The organism is Aminobacter sp. GW821-FHT11F06 (genome assembly GCF_058808215.1).
This window is the reverse complement of the sequence record NZ_JBXARL010000017.1, coordinates 1-18,574: the sequence shown is the minus strand read 5'-3', so window position 1 is coordinate 18,574 and position 18,574 is coordinate 1. Positions and strand designations below refer to the sequence as shown.

General features: G+C 62.3%; 18 protein-coding genes and 1 pseudogene. 9 read left to right on the top strand and 10 right to left on the bottom strand.

From position 1 onward, the window contains the following. The first annotated feature begins 54 nt into the window (after positions 1–54). From AC1RTB_RS25820 to AC1RTB_RS25810, 3 genes are all read left to right on the top strand, one after another. Positions 55–1,089 carry a YeiH family protein gene (locus AC1RTB_RS25820; RefSeq protein WP_492882137.1) on the top strand — a complete coding sequence of 345 codons (1,035 nt, stop codon included), beginning with the start codon at positions 55–57 and terminating at the stop codon, positions 1,087–1,089. Beyond that, on the top strand, positions 1,089–2,087 hold the full coding sequence (gene pta, locus AC1RTB_RS25815; protein ID WP_492882136.1) for a phosphate acetyltransferase: 999 nt from the start codon (positions 1,089–1,091) through the stop codon (positions 2,085–2,087). Before AC1RTB_RS25820 ends, pta begins: the two co-directional genes overlap by 1 nt. Before the next feature lie 123 nt (positions 2,088–2,210). Continuing rightward, the gene (locus tag AC1RTB_RS25810) at positions 2,211–2,477 is read left to right on the top strand and encodes a hypothetical protein (protein WP_492882135.1); all 267 of its coding nucleotides are present in this window, start codon (positions 2,211–2,213) and stop codon (positions 2,475–2,477) included. A gap of 196 nt (positions 2,478–2,673) precedes the next feature. On the opposite strand, the gene AC1RTB_RS25805 is transcribed toward AC1RTB_RS25810, so the two are convergent. The 3 genes and pseudogenes from AC1RTB_RS25805 to AC1RTB_RS25795 form a co-directional block, all read right to left on the bottom strand. Continuing rightward, positions 2,674–4,062: a DUF1254 domain-containing protein gene (locus tag AC1RTB_RS25805; RefSeq protein ID WP_492882134.1), complete on the bottom strand. Its 1,389-nt coding sequence runs from the start codon at positions 4,060–4,062 to the stop codon at positions 2,674–2,676. A 167-nt stretch (positions 4,063–4,229) separates the two neighbouring features. Continuing rightward, a pseudogene (locus tag AC1RTB_RS25800) lies at positions 4,230–4,542 on the bottom strand (ISNCY family transposase); the annotation flags it as partial. Positions 4,543–4,719: 177 nt separating this feature from the next. Then, the gene (locus AC1RTB_RS25795; protein WP_492882133.1) at positions 4,720–5,316 is read right to left on the bottom strand and encodes a cytochrome b; all 597 of its coding nucleotides are present in this window, start codon (positions 5,314–5,316) and stop codon (positions 4,720–4,722) included. Between the two features lie 311 nt (positions 5,317–5,627). Here AC1RTB_RS25795 and AC1RTB_RS25790 point away from each other — a divergent pair, with 311 nt between their 5' ends. After that, positions 5,628–7,079 (top strand): metal-dependent hydrolase family protein, encoded by a 1,452-nt coding sequence (locus AC1RTB_RS25790; RefSeq protein WP_492882132.1) that lies wholly within the window; start codon positions 5,628–5,630, stop codon positions 7,077–7,079. Between the two features lie 153 nt (positions 7,080–7,232). Continuing rightward, on the top strand, positions 7,233–7,931 hold the full coding sequence (locus AC1RTB_RS25785) for a hypothetical protein (RefSeq protein WP_492882156.1): 699 nt from the start codon (positions 7,233–7,235) through the stop codon (positions 7,929–7,931). Between the two features lie 426 nt (positions 7,932–8,357). Here AC1RTB_RS25785 and AC1RTB_RS25780 read toward each other — a convergent pair whose 3' ends face one another. Genes AC1RTB_RS25780 through AC1RTB_RS25770 form a run of 3 tightly spaced genes read right to left on the bottom strand, consistent with a single transcriptional unit; the run spans position 8,358 to position 11,486 of the window. Beyond that, positions 8,358–9,440 carry an ABC transporter substrate-binding protein gene (locus AC1RTB_RS25780; protein ID WP_492882131.1) on the bottom strand — a complete coding sequence of 361 codons (1,083 nt, stop codon included), beginning with the start codon at positions 9,438–9,440 and terminating at the stop codon, positions 8,358–8,360. After that, positions 9,437–10,822 carry a sensor histidine kinase gene (locus AC1RTB_RS25775; protein ID WP_492943848.1) on the bottom strand — a complete coding sequence of 462 codons (1,386 nt, stop codon included), beginning with the start codon at positions 10,820–10,822 and terminating at the stop codon, positions 9,437–9,439. The genes AC1RTB_RS25780 and AC1RTB_RS25775 overlap by 4 nt, the downstream gene beginning before the upstream one ends. Further along, positions 10,812–11,486 (bottom strand): response regulator transcription factor, encoded by a 675-nt coding sequence (locus tag AC1RTB_RS25770; protein ID WP_492882129.1) that lies wholly within the window; start codon positions 11,484–11,486, stop codon positions 10,812–10,814. The genes AC1RTB_RS25775 and AC1RTB_RS25770 overlap by 11 nt, the downstream gene beginning before the upstream one ends. A 265-nt stretch (positions 11,487–11,751) precedes the next feature. On the opposite strand from AC1RTB_RS25770, the gene AC1RTB_RS25765 reads away from it, so the two are divergent. From AC1RTB_RS25765 to AC1RTB_RS25755, 3 genes are all read left to right on the top strand, one after another. Further along, positions 11,752–12,723, top strand: coding sequence for a Bug family tripartite tricarboxylate transporter substrate binding protein (locus AC1RTB_RS25765; protein ID WP_492882128.1), 972 nt, complete (start codon positions 11,752–11,754; stop codon positions 12,721–12,723). A gap of 123 nt (positions 12,724–12,846) precedes the next feature. Next, on the top strand, positions 12,847–13,305 hold the full coding sequence (locus tag AC1RTB_RS25760) for a tripartite tricarboxylate transporter TctB family protein (RefSeq protein WP_492882127.1): 459 nt from the start codon (positions 12,847–12,849) through the stop codon (positions 13,303–13,305). A gap of 16 nt (positions 13,306–13,321) precedes the next feature. Beyond that, complete coding sequence (locus AC1RTB_RS25755) at positions 13,322–14,842, top strand: tripartite tricarboxylate transporter permease (RefSeq protein ID WP_492882126.1); 1,521 nt, start codon at positions 13,322–13,324, stop codon at positions 14,840–14,842. A gap of 92 nt (positions 14,843–14,934) precedes the next feature. On the opposite strand, the gene AC1RTB_RS25750 is transcribed toward AC1RTB_RS25755, so the two are convergent. From AC1RTB_RS25750 to AC1RTB_RS25735, 4 genes are read right to left on the bottom strand one after another with little or no spacing between them, the layout of a single operon-like run. Continuing rightward, a complete protein-coding gene (locus AC1RTB_RS25750) occupies positions 14,935–15,105 on the bottom strand; it encodes a transposase (protein ID WP_492882125.1) in 171 nt (56 codons plus the stop codon). Positions 15,106–15,107: 2 nt separating this feature from the next. After that, positions 15,108–15,383: a transposase gene (locus AC1RTB_RS25745; protein ID WP_492882124.1), complete on the bottom strand. Its 276-nt coding sequence runs from the start codon at positions 15,381–15,383 to the stop codon at positions 15,108–15,110. A gap of 42 nt (positions 15,384–15,425) precedes the next feature. Further along, on the bottom strand, positions 15,426–16,106 hold the full coding sequence (gene scpB / locus AC1RTB_RS25740; RefSeq protein WP_492882123.1) for an SMC-Scp complex subunit ScpB: 681 nt from the start codon (positions 16,104–16,106) through the stop codon (positions 15,426–15,428). 5 nt (positions 16,107–16,111) lie between these two features. Then, complete coding sequence (locus tag AC1RTB_RS25735; RefSeq protein ID WP_492882122.1) at positions 16,112–17,059, bottom strand: DUF1403 family protein; 948 nt, start codon at positions 17,057–17,059, stop codon at positions 16,112–16,114. Positions 17,060–17,409: 350 nt separating this feature from the next. On the opposite strand from AC1RTB_RS25735, the gene AC1RTB_RS25730 reads away from it, so the two are divergent. Continuing rightward, positions 17,410–18,501: a site-specific integrase gene (locus AC1RTB_RS25730; protein ID WP_492882155.1), complete on the top strand. Its 1,092-nt coding sequence runs from the start codon at positions 17,410–17,412 to the stop codon at positions 18,499–18,501. The last annotated feature ends 73 nt before the right edge of the window (positions 18,502–18,574 follow it).

Sequence of the window (18,574 nt, the reverse complement as noted above, 5' to 3'; positions counted from 1 at the left end):
CCGGTCGTCCCGGGCAGGTTGGAAGCCTGCAGCACCATGACCGGAAATGATTTGATGAACACCGCCGCCGCAACCCAACGCTTCAACGGCCTGCCCTCAGTGGTACAGACCTACTGGCCGGGCCTGGCGGTAACCGGTGCCGTGGCGATTGCCGCCCAGTTCCTGTCCGACCACTATGGCGCGCCGGCGATGCTGATGGCGCTGCTGCTCGGCATCGCCTTCCACTTCCTGTCGGAGGAAGGCCGTTGCGTCGCTGGCATCGACTTCTGCGCCAAGAAGGTACTGCGTATCGGCGTCGCCCTGCTCGGCATGCGCATCAGCGTTGACCTGCTCATCGGGCTTGGCGCCAGCACCATCCTGCTGCTGGTTACCGCTATCGCCGCCACCATCGTCTTTGGCCTCATCGCCGCAAAGCTGCTCGGTCGCGGCTGGCGGTTGGCGCTGCTGACCAGCGGTTCGGTCGCCATCTGCGGTGCCTCCGCCGCCATGGCGATTGCAGCGGTGCTGCCCAAGAACGAGTTCGCCGAACGCAACCTGATCTTCACCGTGCTGTCGGTGACGGTGCTGTCGACACTGGCGATGATCGCCTATCCGATCATCGCCCAGGCCATGGGGCTCGACGCTCGCGCCACCGGCATCTTCTTCGGCGGCACCATCCACGATGTCGCGCAGGTCGTTGGCGCCGGTTTTTCGGTGTCGCCGGAAGCCGGCGAAACGGCGACACTGGTCAAGCTGATCCGCGTCACCATGCTCGCGCCGGTCGTGCTGATCTTTTCCATCGCCACGCGCAATGTGCCCCAGCCGGCCGGCGAGACCGGCAAGCGCCCGCCACTGCTGCCCGGTTTCGTCATCGCCTTTCTCATCCTCGCTGCAGCCAACTCATTCGGTTTTGTTCCCGAAGCCGTCTCGAAAGCCGGCATGGAAGCCTCACGCTGGGCGCTGCTCGCCGGCATCGTCGCGGTCGGCATGAAGACCTCGTTGCGCCGCGTGCTCGAGGTCGGCGGCGATGCGGTCGCCCTGATCGTTGCCGAGACCATCTTCATCGGCGGTTTCATCCTCGCCGGCATCTATTATCTGGGGCATGCCTGATGAAACCACTGGAGCGTATCATCGAAACCGCGAAACAGGCACCCAGGCGCATCGTGCTTGCCGAAGGCGAGGACCCGCGCATCGTCGAGGCCGCCGTCAGGGCAACCCGCGAAGGCGTCGCCGAAATCACGCTGGTCGGCAATCGCAGCATTATCGAGCAGCGCCTGACCGAAGTGGAGGCAGGCTGGCAGGAACTCCGCATCGAGGATCCGCAAGCCTCGCCCCTCGCCCCACGGCTTGCCGCCGCCTATCACGAGCTTCGTAAATCCAAGGGCGTCGACCACGCAGCAGCTGTCGAAGCGCTGCGCTCGCCCATGATCTTTGCCGCCATGATGGTTCGCGAAGGCGAAGCTGACGGCACTGTTGGCGGCGCTGTCGCGACCACCGCCGACACCGTGCGGGCGGCACTGCAAACCATCGGCCGCGCTCCCGGCATCGGGCTGGTGTCGAGCTTCTTCCTGATGATGCTGTGCCAGCCGCACCATGCCAAAAAGGGCGCCTTCGTCTTCGCCGATTGTGGCCTGGTCGTCGATCCCGATGCAGCCGGCCTTGCCGATATCGCGCGCATGTCGGCCCGCTCCTACCAGGCGCTGGCGGGTGGCGCTGCCAAGGTTGCGATGCTGTCGTTTTCGACCAATGGCAGCGCGGCGCATGAACGCGTGTCGAAGGTGGTCGAAGCAACGCGCCTGGCACACGCCGCCGACCCCGGCCTCGTCATTGACGGTGAACTGCAGTTCGACACCGCCTTCGTCGAAGCCGTCAGCGCCTCCAAGGCGCCGAACTCGGCGTTGCATGGCGAAGCCAACGTCTTCGTCTTCCCAAATCTCGACGCCGCCAATATCGGCTACAAGATCGCCCAGCGCATCGGCGGCGCCGAGGCCATTGGACCGATCCTTCAAGGGCTTGCCAGGCCGGCCAACGATCTGTCGCGCGGCTGCAGCGCCGACGATGCTTTTCACATGATCGCGGTTACAGTGGTCCAGGCGCAGTCGCAGTGATGCGCTACCTGTATGAGGGCCAGCGCCCTCTGCGAGCAGCATGCACCTCACCATTTAGGTTTCAAGGCGATGGTGGACTGTTGTATTGCAGGGCCGCATGATCCCAAGGATTCGGAGAACACAATGCCTGCAAAATTCGACAACACGACCAACACGCCTAATCTGGTGAACGTGCACATGAGCACGGTGGAACCGGGCAACCTTATTGTCCGCCTGGATTATGTGACGTCTCAGGACCACATCGAGCAAATCCGCCGCGGAGAGGCCACGGTGGAGAACGTTGAGCTTTTGATGAAGCCCCACCAGGCCCGAAAAATCGCGGAAGGGCTACTTCGCCAGGCGGACCTGATCGAGGCGTCGAAGCAGCCCGCCGAAGGCCCAACGCAGTAGCAATGGACAACTTGCGCAGCTGAGGCAGCTAGGCTCAAGACGTCGGCAACGGAGCCGTCCCAGTCAAGCGGTTTTGGACGAGCGTGATCATCCGCCTGCAGGCGGATGTATCGGCGACTTGATGCTGAGCAGCACATTGTGTGCTTGAGCCGCATACCCGGAAGCCCGTCACGGATTTCCGCTCAGACCGATCCGATCAGTCCACTCGCTTGACCCCAGGCAGTCGATAGGAGCCATTGAGGATCGGTGTCTGTGATCCATAGAGTCGCATCGTGAGATTGAATGGCCGCTTTGGCGCGGGCAGCCAGTTGGACGTGTCGGCCGGACGCTCGTTCTGGATGAGAATTGTAACGGAACCATCCGGATCGGTCTTCAGGCCCTCGGTCGTGCTGCCAATGCTGTAACGCTTGAAGTCGTTCTCGATGAAGAACTCCTTGTCATCGTACATGCTCATGTTCCAGAACACCGAGACAGGCGGAAGATTATCCTTATCGAAGTGCAGGACGTATTTGTGTTCCCCCGTGAGCGGAGCGCCCGTCTCGTCGACGCGGTTGTTTGGATAGAGGATTTCCTCCGGCACGTTTGCTCCGGTGAGATTGGCGGAAAATGCGGCCCTCACGGCGTAGTTGAAGCCTGCTCTGCCGCCGCCCATCGTATACCTCCAGCCATTCACCGTTTCCGCCGCATTCGCATAAGTGTTCGCGATTATGGCGTCCGCAGCCGTCGCCGCCCTGGCTAGTCCCCGTTTCGTCGGCTCGTCGAGGCCCTGCCACTCGAAACCTTTGGCGACACTCAGACCGATTTGCTGCGCGGCTCCGACATCGGGATCGGAGAAGTCGTCGCTCGCTGAGAGAAACGTGCGCATACCAAAGCCGATCTGATCATATAGCCGCAAAGCCTCGGGAGCCGTTGGTGTGAACACGAAACGCTCGTAGTCGATCTTGTCAGGAAGCTTGAAGTTCAGTCCGATCTTCTGGAATACCGACAGCGGGAGCAAATTGAACCCTTCCTGTACGGCGCGGGCGTTGGGCAGATCGGCATCTCCGTTGACGAACACACGGTTGGCGACCACGGCGAGTTTCGTTCTGACCTTGATCTGCTTCATGCCTGCCGGGACCATGCCATGGTAATCAGGCCCGGTGATGAGAAAGAGGCCGGGCTCTGGCCCTTTGCTTCCGCCGGCGTTGTAGACCACCTGGTCGAAATAGTCGCCGATCTGGACGATGTACCAGCGCTTTTCGTTGAGCACGGGCACAGACAAGACCAGTGGCTCGCTCGTCAGGTCCCCCGCACCATACGCGTCTATCGACACATTGTTCGGCGTGTTCACGAACTTGTCGGCTGCGGTTTTGAGGTCGGAGAACTTCCTGAAGTAGTTCAGACCGACGGCATTCGCCTTCAATGCTGCGGCCAGCGTGTGGACATTGTCGACGAATGGACGGCCCCAGAGCGCCACCTGGATTCCGGCAGCATAGGCCTTCTCCTCCTCGATCTGCTCGACGGACATTTTCTCCGGTGCATTCTGCGCCGACGCCATCGGAGCGAATGCCATAAGAGCAGCTACCAGCAGATATTGATGCTTCATGACGACGCGATCTCCTGTCCGGTGTCAGTTCTGCGACGCGCCGACAAGGCCTATTGCTCTGCTGGCCGTTGCAAATTGCGTTATACCTTGGCCACCCTTGCGTGATTTGGGAAGTACGCAACATTTAATTGGCGGCGGTTTACGCTGCCTCCACCGCTGTCTTTACCAATCGAGACCAGCTTGTCGCTGGCCGCCACCTGTCCGCCGGCCAACACCCACAGCTCACTCTGTGTGATAATGCGTTCGATCAGCGGCCGATAGTGACAGATTTCGGCCTGCTCGAGTTCGATGAGTGGGTTGATCGCCACGGCCAATCGCCCCGCTGCCTGGCGCAGATATGCCAAGGTCGCGGGTGATCCCGATCAGTTCGCGGTAGAGTTCGATACGGTTGGGTCGGCCACGCGTGAACTGGATCTTGTGGGCCCGTTTCTTGGCCGCGCGGCAGTGAGCGTGCCATTCCAAGCCGGCACCGCCAGCCAAGGCATGCTGGTTTGGACGGTCCGTTCTTGGCGCATTGTCGGGTCCGGGGGTTGCAGATTGTGCTTTGCAATCAGTGGCATGAGACCAAAATATATCTGAAGCCGCCGGGCCTTACCTGCACAAAATCACGATTTATGAAATAAAATCAACAGTTTGACGTTTGTGGATGGAAACTAGTTATTTAGTGGTCCTAGATGAGGTCGACGGCAACATCCTGGCGAGCACAGCATCGCGTCTCACATAATGGTGCCACAGGGCGGCGATGGCATGAAGGCCTGCTACGATCAGGATGCCGTTGGCACAGAAGCTGTGTAGTTCACGAACATCCCGGGCAAGGACACGATCAGGTGTGACGGGCGACGGGATCGTGAAGAGCCCGAAGAAGCTGAGCGCATCGCCACGATACCAGGTCAGCAATATCCCGAGGCAGGGAATGGCCACGAGCAAGGCATAAAGCAAAACATGCGCAGCCTTTGCAGACGTGCGCTCCCAGCCCGTCATGTCCCTTGGCAGCGATGGCGCTCCCCGGCGCGAGCGCAATACAACGCGCCATGCAACCAGCGCTGCGAGCAATATCCCGAACGAGATGTGGAGGCGCCAGGCCAAGGCAGCCGATGAGTCGCCCTTTGGAAACAGGTCTTCGCCGAACGAAAGGCCATAGAGCAGGATCACAAGACCGAACAAGGACCAATGGAGGAACTTCTGCGAGGACGTGTAGGCATGAGCAATCATTTCTGCACCCAGCTTATTTTCTTCAGTCAGTCGCCCGTTCAAGGCAAAGTTGTGGCTGTAGAATTACGCTTTCGTAACGCGCGCTAGACGGAGCTACCTGTTCTGCTCGGCCGCACACTTTGGGCTATGCAATCGCTTTAGAACTCGGTGGCAATCTTTTCGATCTATTGAAGCTGAAGCAGCCTCGCTCCATGCACGTGGTCGCGAAAGCTGCTCGCGGGCATCCGTCAGTCATCGCGCTTTGGGCTGTCATCTTCCGCAGGCCGTCAGGATTGGCGACGCCGGATTGTGGCTTGAACCCGAAGCAAACATCTGATGTGGTCGCGAAATCATAGCGGCAAGAAGGGGGCGCCGTGTTACGGATCGGCCAGAAATATCAACACCTTGCGCACGTCTGGACCTGCGCGTGCCATACTCCACAAGCTCAGCAGTTATTCACGCGCATCAACAACGGTCTTTCTCGTCGTTCCGTCTTGAAGGCGGTCGCTGGAGTTCTCGCAGCTCCTGTGCTTGGTGCTGCGGTCCCCGCGTTCGCGCAGTCCGGCAAGCCAGTCCTGCTCCGCAACGTCAAGATCTTCGATGGCATGGCTTCCAAGCTTGTCGAGGGCCACGGCATCTTGGTCGATGGCAAGCTCATCAAGGCACTTGTCCCTGCAAGCAATGCAGTTTCGGATGCCGACACCATAGACTGCGGCGGCCGTACACTCATGCCTGGAATGATTGACGCGCACTGGCATTCAATCCTCGCAGGCATTTCTCAGATCGCCGCCATGACCGCTGACATTCCGTACGTCCATTTGGTCGCCGCACAGGAGGCTGAACGCACGTTACTGCGTGGCTTTACCACGGTCCGGGATGTCGGGGGGCCCTCATTTGCGCTGAAGCGTGCCATCGATGAGGGGCGCCTACCAGGGCCGCGCATCTTTCCCTCCGGCGCTATGATCTCGCAGACTTCTGGGCATGGCGATTTTCGCATGCGGACCGACCTGCCACGCACTCCTCAAACCGATCCCAACATTGCGGAGACGGCGGGCATTGCTGCGATCGCCGACGGCGAAGCCGAGGTGCTGCGCCGTGTCCGCGAGCAACTCATGCTGGGTGCCAGCCAGATCAAGATCATGGGTGGTGGCGGTGTCGCCTCGGCCTACGATCCGATTGATGCGCTCCAGTATACAGAAACCGAGATGAAGGCTGCCGTGGCCGCGGCAACCGACTGGGGTACATATGTCTGCATTCATGCGTATACGTCCGCCGCGGTCCAGCGTGCGCTCGCCTGCGGGGTCAAATCGATTGAGCATGGCCAGCTCGCCGACGAGGAGACCGTGAAGCGCATTGCCGATGCCGGCGCTTGGTGGAGCATCCAGCCGTTTCTTGCTGATGAAGATGCCAACACCTATGCCTCTCCAGAGCAGCGCACGCATCAGCAGATGATTGCGGATGGAACGGCCCGGGCGGTCGAGCTGGGACGCAAGCACAAGGTCAAGATGGCACTGGGCACGGACATTTTGTTCAACCCGAAGGGCACGGCGACACAAGGCAGGCAACTCGCCAAATTTGCGCGTTGGTACGACAACGCCGACGTGTTGCGGCTTTTGACCAGCGGCAATGCCGAACTCGCAGGTCTTTCCGGGCCGCGGAATCCCTATCCTGGCAAGCTCGGAGTGATCGAGGCTGGTGCCTATGCCGATATTCTTGTGGTCGACGGCAATCCGCTCGATGACATTTCCTTGATCGCCGATCCCGAGCGGACGATGAAGCTCGTCATGAAGGATGGACGTATCCACAAGAATACACTTGGAGCCTGAGGGGCATCATTGAACAGATTTGCAGTTGCCGTTGTCGTGGGTCTGTGCAGCGCTCAGGCTGGATATGCAGCTGATGTGCTTCCTGCCCAACCAAAAGAAGCGACACCAGCCCACGCCGAACGCCAGGACTGGGCGTTGCAGATTTCGCCCTACATGTGGGCGGCCGGCCTCAAAGGAGACATATCGCCGTTCCGCCAAGGCCCGACCATCGACATCGAGAAGTCATTCTCGGACGTTTTGGACAACCTCCACTTCGGCGGCTTCGTCAATGTGTGGGGGCGCTACGACCGGTTCGTCTTCTCCGGCGACCTCATGTATGTCGACACGACCGACAGCCACGGTGCAGGACCATTGCCGACATTCCAACTTCCAGTTGGCATCGTCGTGCCCGCTGGCACAAATGTAGATGCGAAGGTCGACACGAAGCAGTTTACGGCGACCTTGCAGGGCGGCTATCGTGTCGTCGAAACATCAGGTTTCACACTCGACGCACTCGCCGGCGCGCGTTTCTGGCACATCTCGAATGATGTAACGCTCATCGTAGGCCTTGGCGGCGGCAGCGTGACCCGCACCTATGGCGAGAGCTTCGGCTGGGTGGACCCGGTGATAGGCGCACGCGCGTTCCTGCCCGTGACGGAAGAGCTGTCCTTGCAGGCTCAGGCGGACATCGGCGGTTTTGGTGCCGGGTCGAAGCTCACATGGTCGGTGCTTGCGACTGCCAATTATGTCATCAATGACCACCTCTCCGCCTCGCTCGGCTACAAGGTGCTCGACGTTGACTACAATCATGACGCTCATGTCTTCGATACGCGCCTGTCCGGGCCTGTCCTGGGCATGACTTACCGGTTTTAGGCGCGGGACAATCGGCGACCGTCCAGCGAGTGGGGTCTGGATGAAAATCAAACCGCTGGTGCCTGCGTTCAATGGCCCGCTCTAAGCTCGCGCGTGCCGGCAACGAAAACTGACGTTCCCGGCAGGGTTCCGCTGTGGTCATAGCTGATGTTCGCAACCTCGCTACCTGGAGCACGGCCGAAATTGATCTAGCGCCAAGCATCGGCTGGATTCGTCTTGCCATGAAATCAGGCAACAAAACCAGCCCTGGCCTCTGCAAACCAGTTGCTGATCGCAAACCGTTTCTTGCGCTGCTGCGCCAGTATCACCTTTGATGTCGCCCCCTGGTCAGCGGGATCGGCCGGCCCGCTCGAGCGCATGGATGGCGCCACGGAGTATTGTGCCTCTGCGGTCCCGATGACCAAGGTCAGCCAAAAGCGTTGAAGCCTACTTCCCACCGATCAGCTTGATCCAATCGTCGATGAAGCGGGAGCGCTGGAGCTGGTCCTGGGCGGCGAGAAGCGCCGGCCCGATATGGATAGGCCGGCCGATGCCGGACGTGATCAGGCTTTGTGGGCCGTCGACATTTGACGGGATGGCACCGTTGCGGGAAAAGAAAAAGGCCTCGCGCTGGGCGACAGCCTGACCCTTCGTCGACAATAGATAGTCGATGAAGCTGCCGCCAAGCCTTGGCTGCCTTGCCCCCTTGGGGATTAGCGCCCCGCGGCTGAGGATCAGCGTGTAGTCGCGCGGCAGAACGATACCGAGCCTGGGATTCCGGCGCGCCGCAGCATAGGCGTACGAGCCAAGGATGTTGTAGCCGATGTAGACATTGCCGCTCGCGATCTCTGACAGCACGGCGTTGTTGCAGCAGCGCAGGACCGGGGCGGCACGGCTCAGGCTTTCCAGCAGGCGACCATAGGTCGTCGACGCCTGCTGGGCATCGAGGAAGGCGAGCAGATAGCCGATGCCCGATTGCCTGATGTCATAGGTTCCCACCCGGCCCTTGTAGTAGTCGAGCCGGAAGCGGAGGAGATCGGCGAGTTCGGCATGGCCGCGCGGCACGTCCTCCGGCGGAACGAAGTCCCTGTTGTAGATGATGACCGACGGTTCGAAGGTGAAGCCGAAGACCTCGTCGCGCCAATTGGCCCAGTCGGGCACCGCGGCAGTCTGCGCCGACACATGCGGCAGCACGCAGCCATCGTTGGCGAGCTTCACCAGTTGGTCGACCGAGGAGGACAGCAGCACGTCGGCCTCCGCCCTGTCTTCGCGGCAGGCCGCATCCGCATCCCTGTAGAGGTCATTGGTGACAAAGTCGGAGTAGTCGACGGCAACGCCGCGCGCAGTCGCCTGGAAATCGCGGATCAGCGGCTCCATCGCCTCGATGTCGGTGGCCCCATGGATGATGATGCGCGACTGCTCGCCGTCGAGCGACGGAAAGAATGTCCTGGTACCCTCGACGCCATTGGCGCCCACCACGCCGGCCAGCAAGGCGAAAGCCGAAACGACTATGCGCGTGTGCCTGTTCAACTGGACGCCCCCTCATGCTGCGGCAGGTCGAGAACCACCGCGAAATCTCCCCCGTCCTTGCCGCGAAAACGGATGGCACCCCGGTGGGCGGCCGCCACTTCGGCGGCAATGGCAAAGCCGAGACCCATGCTGCCCTCATCGGACTTGGTGCTGACGAACCGGGCGGTGATCCTTTCCCAATCCGCCTCGGGGATCCCTGGACCGTCGTCTTCGACCACGACCAGCGCCCGTCCGCGCTCGGCCGTGACGCTGACGGCAAGGCGCGCAACCGCGCCGTGGCGCAGTGAGTTGTCCACTATGTTGGCGACCGCCTCGCGCAGGCTGACGGCATCGCCTAGCACGGCGACCGGGCCAGCCCCGGCCTCGAAGGACACCACCATGTCGGGATCGACGGTGATGGGCACGGTGCTGCGGAAGGCCTTGCGGGCGATGTCTGCGAGATCGACCACATCGAAGCGCACCGCCTCGGAGCGATGAATGACCATGGCATGGCTGAGCAGCTGGTTGGTCAGCCGCGACAGCTGCCCGACCCTGTCCTGAACCCGCCCCAGGTGACGACGCCCGCTTTCGTCCATATCGACATCGTCCAGCAGAGATACCTGCGCCGACAGAGCCGTCAGCGGCGTGCGGATCTGGTGGGCGGCATCGGCGATAAAGCGCTGCAGCAGGGAGACACGCTCGTTGAGGCGCCCCATGAAGTGATTGATCGAGCCAACGAAGGGCCGCAGCTCGCGTGGCACCGGCACATCGATGGGCGTGAGGTCCTGCGGGTTGCGCATGCGAAGCGCTGACCCGAGTTCATCCACCGGTCTGAGCGAGTAGCGGACGGCGAGCACCGTACCGCCGAGTGCAAGCAGGCTCATGACGCCCACCAACAGCATGGCACGCCCGGTCAGTTCGCCGGCCAGAACCCGGCGCGCCTCGGTGGTCTGGGCAATCACGACATAGGCCCAGCCGGAAAGCGACGGGTCGGACAGGACACGCGACACCACCGCCACTCGCACAGGAACGCCACGATAGGTGGAGGACACGAAGACAGGTGCCGCACGTGCTGGCATTAAATCCGTCGGCTGGCGTAAATCGTCGTAGCCGGTCAGCGTTGCCCCGTCCGGACCTACGACGCGATAGAAAATGCGGTCCCGTTCGGCGAGCCCGAGCAGTTCGAAGGCCGACATTGGCATGGCCACAGCCAGACGGCCGGCATCGACAGTCATGTTCGCCGTGATTTGGATGGCGGCTCCCAAAAGCAGCCGGTCATAGGCGCTATCGGCAGCCGCGCGCGCATAATACCAGGCGGCGGTGGCAAGCAGTGCTGCGCCGCAGATGAGGACCAGCGCCACGCGCAGGACGAGGCGTGAAAAGAGCGAGCCTTCACGCAGCATCGTCAGCCAACAGCTGGTAGCCAAGCCCGCGGATGGTGACGATCCGCGCCGTCGAACCTTCGATCTTCTTGCGCAGGCGCCCGACATAAAGCTCGATGGCGTTCTGGCCCGGTGTCTCGTCGAAACCGAAGAGATGATCGAGCAGTTCATCCTTGCCGAAGACGCGGCCGGGGCGCGTCGCCAGCACTTCCAGTAGCGCGATCTCTCGGCGCTTGAGCTGGACCTCGCGGTTGCCAACCCGCACCGAGCGGCTGCCGCGGTCGAGCACGAGGTCGCCGCATTCGATCAGGTTGGTCGGGTCGCCGGCGCGGCGGCGCAGGAGCACCCGCACACGGGCCTCGAGTTCGCGGAAATCGAACGGCTTGACCAGATAGTCGTCGGCGCCGAGGTCGAGCGCGCCAACGCGATCCTCGATCTCCGACCGCGCGGTGAGGATCAGAACCGGCGTGGCCTTCCTGTGCTGGCGCATACGGCGCAGGATCTCGAACCCGTCCAGCCCTGGCAACATGACGTCGAGGATGACGAGGGCATATTCGGTAAATTCGAGGATGTCGGCGGCAGCCTGGCCGTTCGACTGCCAGTCGACGGTGTGTCCGATCTTCTCCAGCCGACGGCTGATGGCCTCCCCGACATCCCTGGTGTCTTCGACCAACAGGATGCGCATGGACAAGCTTTGGCACGGAACATCGGGACGATCAATCCGTCCGAAACCGATTGGCTGTGACAGGATGGTGACAGGTTAGTGGAGGAAGTAGGACAGGCCCGGCCCCAGGAGGTGGCGGCCGCGCGCCGGAGAGGAATTCGCTTTCTGTTCCGCGACTTAGATGTCACGGCGCATATGCGTAGCGTTGCCTTCTCCTGGCCAACGAACATGGCTCCGGGTGTCCAGGACAGACGCCCGGTAAACGACGTCACATGGGAGCGAAATCGTGAAAAGCACCATCCTGAAAACCATTGCCACAGCCACCCTTCTGGGGGCATTCGCCTTGCCAGCCGCAGCTGACCCCGCCAAGCCAGAATGCCTGGCCGGCGCCAAGCCCGGCGGCGGCTTCGACCTCACCTGCCGTCTCGCTGCCAACTCGCTTTTGGAAGCAAAGCTGATCAAGGCGCCGATGGCGGTGACCTACATGGAGGGCGGCGTCGGTGCCGTCGCCTACAACCACGTGATCGGCAAGCGCGGCGCGGACGGGAACCTTATCACTGCCGCATCAACCGGCTCGGCGCTGCTGATTGCGCAGGGCAAATTCGGCCAATACGACGAAAACGCGGTGCGCTGGCTGGGCGCGCTTGGCGCCGACTTCGGCGTGCTCGTAGTGGCCGCGGACTCGCCCTACAAGACCCTCGGCGAGCTTATCGCGGCCTACAAGGCCAACCCGTCCGAGTTCTCGATCGCCGGCGGCGGTGCGGTGGGCTCGCAGGACTGGATGAAGGGCTCGCTGCTGGCCACGGCGGCTGAACAAGACGCCAAGCAGATGCGCTATGTCGCGCTCGAAGGTGGCGGTGCGGTGCTGACAGCGCTGGAAGGCGGTCACGTCAAGGTCGGGGCCGGCGATGCCGCAGAAATGGCCAAGCATCACGCCGCCGGCAAGGTGCGAGTGCTTGCGGTGATGTCGTCGGAGCGGCTTCCGGGCGAACTCTCCGAGGTGCCGACCGCAAAGGAACAGGGCATCGACATCGAGTGGCCGGTGTGGCGCGGCTACTATGTCGGCAAGGACGTGTCCGACGCCGACTACCAATGGTGGGCGGAAACCTTCAAGAAGCTCTCGGTCACGCCGGAGTTCGTCAAGGAGCGCCGGGCGCGCGGCCTCTATGAATACACTCAGGTCGGCGCCGATTTCGACGCCCAGGTGAAGGCCGACGTGGCCCGCTTCAAGGTCGTGGCCCAGAAAGCCGGCTTGTAAGCCCGAATTCCCATGTCAGATCCTGGCGGCCGACCCATGTGCCGGCCGCCTCGCTCCCCTTTCGTGCCCGAAACCGCCGGTCACGGCGGCACAGCCCTTGGGCGCAAACCATGGAGGCCCGTGATGGCCGACAACAATGACATGTCACAGCGCATAGGCAGGATCGGCGGGGTCGCCCTGCTGGTCCTGGCAATAGCCTTCGGCCTCGGCGGCAGCCAGATCAAGTACGCATTTTCCTCCGACCCACTGGGGCCGCGCGCCGTGCCTGTGATGCTGGCGGCGATTCTTGCAATTCTCTGCCTGTTCTACCTGCGTAATCCGGGGCCGGCCGAAGGCTTTCCCAAAGGCAGGCTGCTGCTCAAGATCCTCGCCGTTCCGACGCTCATGGTGGTTTCGGTACTTCTGCTCGACCCTCTGGGCTTTGCGGCGTCGATCCTGGTGCTGACCACCGGCGTCGGCCTGGTATTCGGCGCCCCGGCGCGACTCGCCATCGTCGGCGGCATCGGCCAGGCGCTGCTATGGTGGTTTGTCTTCGCCTATCTGCTCGACGTCTATCTACCGTCCGGCCAGCTGTTCGGCTGAGCTTGGGAGACCTCTCATGAACCTCGATTATCTCTGGAGCGGCTTCGCTGTCGCCCTCACTTTCCAGAACCTGCTCATCGGCCTGCTCGGATGCTTCATCGGCACGCTGGTGGGTGCGCTTCCGGCAATCGGCCCGATCAATGGCATCGCCCTTCTGATGCCCATCGCCTACACGATGGGCCTGCCGGCGGAGAGCACGATGATTCTCCTGGCCGCGGTCTATTGCGGCGCCGAGTATGGCGGTCGCATCTCGTCGATCCTGCTCAACGTGCCCGGCGACGCAGGCGCAGTCATGACCGCCCTTGACGGCTATCCCCTCGCTCGTCAGGGCCGCGCCGGGGAAGCGCTGATGCTCTCGGGTGTCGCTTCCTTCGTCGGTGGCATGATTGGCGCGGTTGGCCTTGCACTCTTTGCCCCCGTTCTCTCCGGTCTTGCCATCGGCTTTGGTCCGGCCGAATACTTCGTCTTGATGGTCTTCGCCTTCGCCACGCTCGGCTCGATGGTGGGGAGCCAGCCTGTCAAGACGCTCATCGGCTGCGTACTCGGCCTGATGCTGGCGACTGTGGGCCTCGACGCCACTTCGGGCGCCTACCGTTTCACCTTCAACGAGCCGGAGCTGGGCGACGGCATCGAATTCGTCGTCCTGGTCATCGGCCTGTTTTCGGTGTCCGAGGCGCTGCTGATCCTCGAGCACCAGTCGACGGGGGTGACAGTCATCCGCAAGCTCGGCCGCATGACCGCCAGGATGAGCGACCTAAAGGCGTCAATCGGGGCGACGCTGCGCGGCTCGGCCATCGGCTTCGTCGTCGGCGTGCTGCCGGGCACCGGCGCCTCGGTGTCGAGTGCGGTCAGCTATACGACGGAGAAGCGCATCTCCGACACGGAAGGCACCTTCGGCAAGGGCGACGTGCGCGGCCTGGCAGCGCCCGAGGCAGCCAACAACGCCACAGCCTGCGGTGCTTTCGTTCCGATGCTGACGCTCGGCGTACCCGGTTCGGGTACGACGGCGGTGATGTTGGGTGCGTTGATGCTCTACAACATCCAGCCCGGCCCAATGCTCATCGCCGAGCGGCCCGAGGTTGTCGGTGGCCTCGTCGCTTCGCTGTTCGTTGGCAACTTCCTGCTGCTGCTGCTCAACCTGCCGCTGGTCAACATCTTCGCACGCGTGCTGACGGTACCAAACTGGTTGCTGGTTCCCGGCATTCTGGTGCTGTCGATCGTCGGCGTCTATTCCACCCATTCGTCGATCTTCTCGATCATGCTGATGTTGAGCATCGCTATGGTGGGTTGGCTGCTCCGGAAGGCTGGTTTCGACATGGCGCCGATCATTCTCGGGTTTGTGCTCGGCAACGTCATGGAAGTAAACCTTCGGAATGCGCTCGCCATCAGTGGCGGCGACATATCGATCCTGTTCCAGAGCAAGATTTCGGTCATCTTGTGGGCTATGATCTTGTTGATCGCGGTATTGCCGATCATCCTGAGCCGACGCGCACAGCTACGTCGGTTGAGCAGCAGCGAAACCAAGGCGCCGACCTGATGGTGCCGCTCGACGCTTGGAACAAACACCAGCCAGTGGCGTTGCCACTGGCGGTGTCGATCAGCCCGGAAAGAGCGCCTTCAGTCCACTGGTCAACAAGGCCCGGCGCGCCGATCCGAAATATCGGCAGCCTCGACGCGATTGGCTATCGGTAGGCCGAGTGTATCGACCAGAATATGGCGCTTTCGGCCTTTCACCCGCTTGAAGGCATCAAAACCACGGGTTCCGCCAACTTCAGTAGTCTTCACGGACTGCCCATCCATAATCACGACCGTCGGCCATTCCGCGCGGCCGGTGACGAATGCGCGTGAGCCTGTAGACCTCTCGTTGCAAACGAACCCAACCGCGGTGCGCTGCCATAGCCTAAAACCGTGCTCCAAGGCGGAAATTCTGTCGGCAGCTGTCGCCATTGGCAACCAGTACGCAGCAGATAGAATATCGCGTCGATCACGGAACGAAGCCTGATCCGACGCTGTCGACCGCGCCGGTTCGGTGATGGTAACAGCGACTCGACAATCGCCCACTGTCGGCTGCAACTCATCCTGATGTCTCCTACTTGGGGAGCAAGCCGACATCGCAATCGTCAATTTCCAAACGCCCTCTCAGACAAAATGTCGCCAGCCAGCAGCTTCTCCTTCGACAGCAGCCCGGCATCCTCGAGCGCCTCGAAGTCCGGCAGGTCGCGCAGCGTGTTGAGCCCAAATTCCAGCAGAAACTCTTTTGTCGTGACGTAGGTGTAGGGCGCGCCGGGCGTCGGGCTGCGCGGACCGGAGGCGATCATGCCGCCATCCCGCAGATGGCCGATCAGGTCGCGAGAAATCTCTTTCCCCAAAAACGACGACAACTCTCCACGCGTGATCGGCTGGAAGTAGGCGATGCACATCAGCACCAGCACATCCGACTGCGTCAGGTCCACGGCACGCCCGCTGCCGCCGACTGCGGTGCCAAATGCACTGCGGATGGCGTCGGCATAAGCCGGCCGCGTCAGATGTTTCCAGCCGCCGGCGACGGAGACAAGGTCATAGGGCCGGCCGCGCAATTCCTCGCGGATGTCATCGATCAGCAGATCAATGCTGCAGCTTTTGCCGACGACCCGTGCCAGCGTCTCGCGGCCGACCGGTTCGCTGGCAGCGAAGATCGTTGCCTCGACCCGATGCATCCACTCGCGCCAACGCGCCTCCGGCGGCAGGTGATCCAGCTCGCGATCAAACAAATGGTCATTTGGCCGGTCTTTCCCCCTTCTCGCACGCGCCGCCTCAACCACTATCGTCAGAGCCCGTAGATGCGAAAGATTGGGCGGCCGGACAGCTCTCGCACGGCGCCGAGTTCAAACAGTCGGTCGAACAGGCGACGCAGGCCGCGGTCGCTCATGCCGGCGATCTTCTCGGATGCGACGATCGCGTCGTCGGACAGGAGTCTTTCGACGACCATGTCCGCCGCCTTGGCCCGGAGTTTTGGAGCGACCGCAAGCAGCCGATCCGCACGGCGCTCGAGTTCGGCGGAAAGATCAATGGCGCGCAGCGCAGCGCGCGCCTGCGCGGCAAGCAGACTTTTGGCCCGCTCAGGATCTGTCTCCATGCCTGTCGCCATAGAGCTGGCTGCCGATCGACGCGGGCGAGCGCTCGTGCCCAAGGCTGCCTCGGCACCCAGCAGCGGCACCGCGTGCGTCCAACCCATTCGTTGCGCCAGCAGCGCGTCAGCGAGCCAAGCTCCAAGAGCGCGCCCAAAGCCGTGGCGCTCTGCGCTCGCGATGGCGCCGGTCATCATACCCACCGTCCCGTCATTGCCTGCGAGCTGGCGGAGATCGTCCGTCAGGCCGCTCACGCTCTCGTCGTCGCGCGCGAGACCGAGGTCATCCAGCACCGCGACAAGGCTTTTCTCCTTCAGCAACTCCTCCGCGGGCCGAGATGCCAGCCGGCGCCAGGCGAGGAGCAAAAGACCGGCGGGCCCGACATTGTCGCCCGGTCGTGTGAGCAGTACGGCGTCGCGCAGTGCACTTTCATCCTCGATGCGGCCGGCCTGCTTCGACGTTACCGCGGCCGCCGCAAGCGCCAGGCGCTGCCGCCAGGCTCCGGCCCATCGCTCCTGCCGGCGAACCACCGCGTCGAGCGCGCCGATGGCGGCACCTGCGGTGAGCGCGAGGTCCTCAACTTCTTTTCCCGCAAGGCTTTGCGCATCCGAGATAGCCCGGCGCAGCCAGGCCGGTACCGTTGCCATCGGCCCGCTTGAAGGAGCACCGGCAAGCGTGGCGTAGTGGCGCGGAGAAGGTTTGGGGCGCAGAATCATCGCAAGCACGATGAATCATGACGGCGCTTTTGGCAACAAAAATGGACAATAAGCGCTGCGCCTGTCGTATTGATGGAATGAACGATAATGTTGCATTATCGTTCGTTTGATGGCCTACTGCCGAAATGGCCTCTATCGTCGAGCAAAACCCGGAAAACCATAGCAAACTACGTTCCGCTCGACGAGAGAGCACGTCTGAAAACGCTATTCTGGACGGGAACAGCCCTGCAAACAACGTTCTTGGCAATGATTTGCCCGATATCGTCGATGTGGTGGTGGCAATGGGCCGGCAAGCTGAATCGGCGTTCGGGCCGGACACTGTCACCGGTTTGGACGACGTCCCCTCGTCCCCTGCCCTGCCGCCTGCCGAAATCACGCCAGTCGGCCGTCTTCCGGGCCAGCTCGATGAGCTTGTCGAACGCGCGCGCGGTTATGTCGAGGCGGCCAACTCCGCCAATACCCGCCGCGCCTATGCCGCCGACTGGAAGCATTTTTCCGACTGGGCTCGGCGCCAGGGTTTCGCCGCCATGCCGCCGGATCCCGAGACCGTCGGGCTTTACGTCACCGCGCTCGCTTCCGGCGGCACCGGGGACAAAAAGTCCGTTTCGACCATCGAACGGCGCCTGTCGTCGCTCACCTGGAACTATGCCCAGCGCGGCCTTGCCCTCGATCGGAAGCACCGCGCCATCGCCACCGTCATGGCCGGCATCCGCAATGCCCACGCCCGCCCGCCGCTGCAGAAGGAGGCAATTCTGCCAGAGGAGTTGATGGCGATGCTGGAGACGCTCGAACGCGGCACTTTGCGAGGCTTGCGCGACCGCGCCATGCTGTTGCTCGGCTTCACCGGTGCGCTACGCCGCTCCGAGATCGTCGGCCTCGATTGCGGCCGCAACCAGACCCAGGACGGCCGCGGCTGGATCGAAATCTTCCCCGGCAAGGGCATCCTTGTCACCTTGCGCGGCAAGACGGGTTGGCGCGAGGTTGAGATCGGCCGCGGTTCGGCCGACATTACCTGCCCTGTCGTGGCTTTGGAGATCTGGCTGAATCTTGCCCGCATCGCCCACGGACCGCTGTTTCGCCGTATCACCGGCCAGGGCAAGAAGGTCGGCGCTGACCGGCTTAACGGCCAGGAAGTGGCCCGTTTGGTCAAGCGCACAGCACTTGCCGCTGGCGTGCGCAGCGACCTGACTGAGGCCGAACGCGTCAAGCTTTTTGCCGGCCATTCGCTGCGGGCCGGCCTTGCCTCGTCGGCCGAAGTCGAGGAGCGTTACGTCCAGAAGCAACTCGGCCATGCCGGTGCCGAAATGACCCGCAAATACCAGCGCCGCCGCGACCGCTTTCGCGTCAACCTCACCAAGGCAAGCGGGCTCTAGTTGTGGAGCCTCAACAGGTTGTCCCCAGACAGGCCGAGTCTGCTTATTGGTGTTTTAGATTTTAGGCTGCCGT

What these genes read in the sequence shown, in the direction of transcription:
- AC1RTB_RS25810 (WP_492882135.1), top strand. Translation starts at nt 2,211, where the DNA reads ATGCCTGCAAAATTCGACAACACGACCAACACGCCTAATCTGGTGAAC.
- AC1RTB_RS25750 (WP_492882125.1), bottom strand. Translation starts at nt 15,105, where the DNA reads ATGGATGGGCAGTCCGTGAAGACTACTGAAGTTGGCGGAACCCGTGGT.
- AC1RTB_RS25805 (WP_492882134.1), bottom strand. Translation starts at nt 4,062, where the DNA reads ATGAAGCATCAATATCTGCTGGTAGCTGCTCTTATGGCATTCGCTCCG.
- AC1RTB_RS25770 (WP_492882129.1), bottom strand. Translation starts at nt 11,486, where the DNA reads ATGCGCATCCTGTTGGTCGAAGACACCAGGGATGTCGGGGAGGCCATC.
- AC1RTB_RS25730 (WP_492882155.1), top strand. Translation starts at nt 17,410, where the DNA reads ATGGGCCGGCAAGCTGAATCGGCGTTCGGGCCGGACACTGTCACCGGT.
- AC1RTB_RS25760 (WP_492882127.1), top strand. Translation starts at nt 12,847, where the DNA reads ATGGCCGACAACAATGACATGTCACAGCGCATAGGCAGGATCGGCGGG.
- AC1RTB_RS25745 (WP_492882124.1), bottom strand. Translation starts at nt 15,383, where the DNA reads ATGAGTTGCAGCCGACAGTGGGCGATTGTCGAGTCGCTGTTACCATCA.
- pta (WP_492882136.1), top strand. Translation starts at nt 1,089, where the DNA reads ATGAAACCACTGGAGCGTATCATCGAAACCGCGAAACAGGCACCCAGG.
- AC1RTB_RS25735 (WP_492882122.1), bottom strand. Translation starts at nt 17,059, where the DNA reads ATGGCAACGGTACCGGCCTGGCTGCGCCGGGCTATCTCGGATGCGCAA.
- AC1RTB_RS25820 (WP_492882137.1), top strand. Translation starts at nt 55, where the DNA reads ATGAACACCGCCGCCGCAACCCAACGCTTCAACGGCCTGCCCTCAGTG.
- AC1RTB_RS25775 (WP_492943848.1), bottom strand. Translation starts at nt 10,822, where the DNA reads ATGCTGCGTGAAGGCTCGCTCTTTTCACGCCTCGTCCTGCGCGTGGCG.
- AC1RTB_RS25785 (WP_492882156.1), top strand. Translation starts at nt 7,233, where the DNA reads ATGTGGGCGGCCGGCCTCAAAGGAGACATATCGCCGTTCCGCCAAGGC.
- AC1RTB_RS25755 (WP_492882126.1), top strand. Translation starts at nt 13,322, where the DNA reads ATGAACCTCGATTATCTCTGGAGCGGCTTCGCTGTCGCCCTCACTTTC.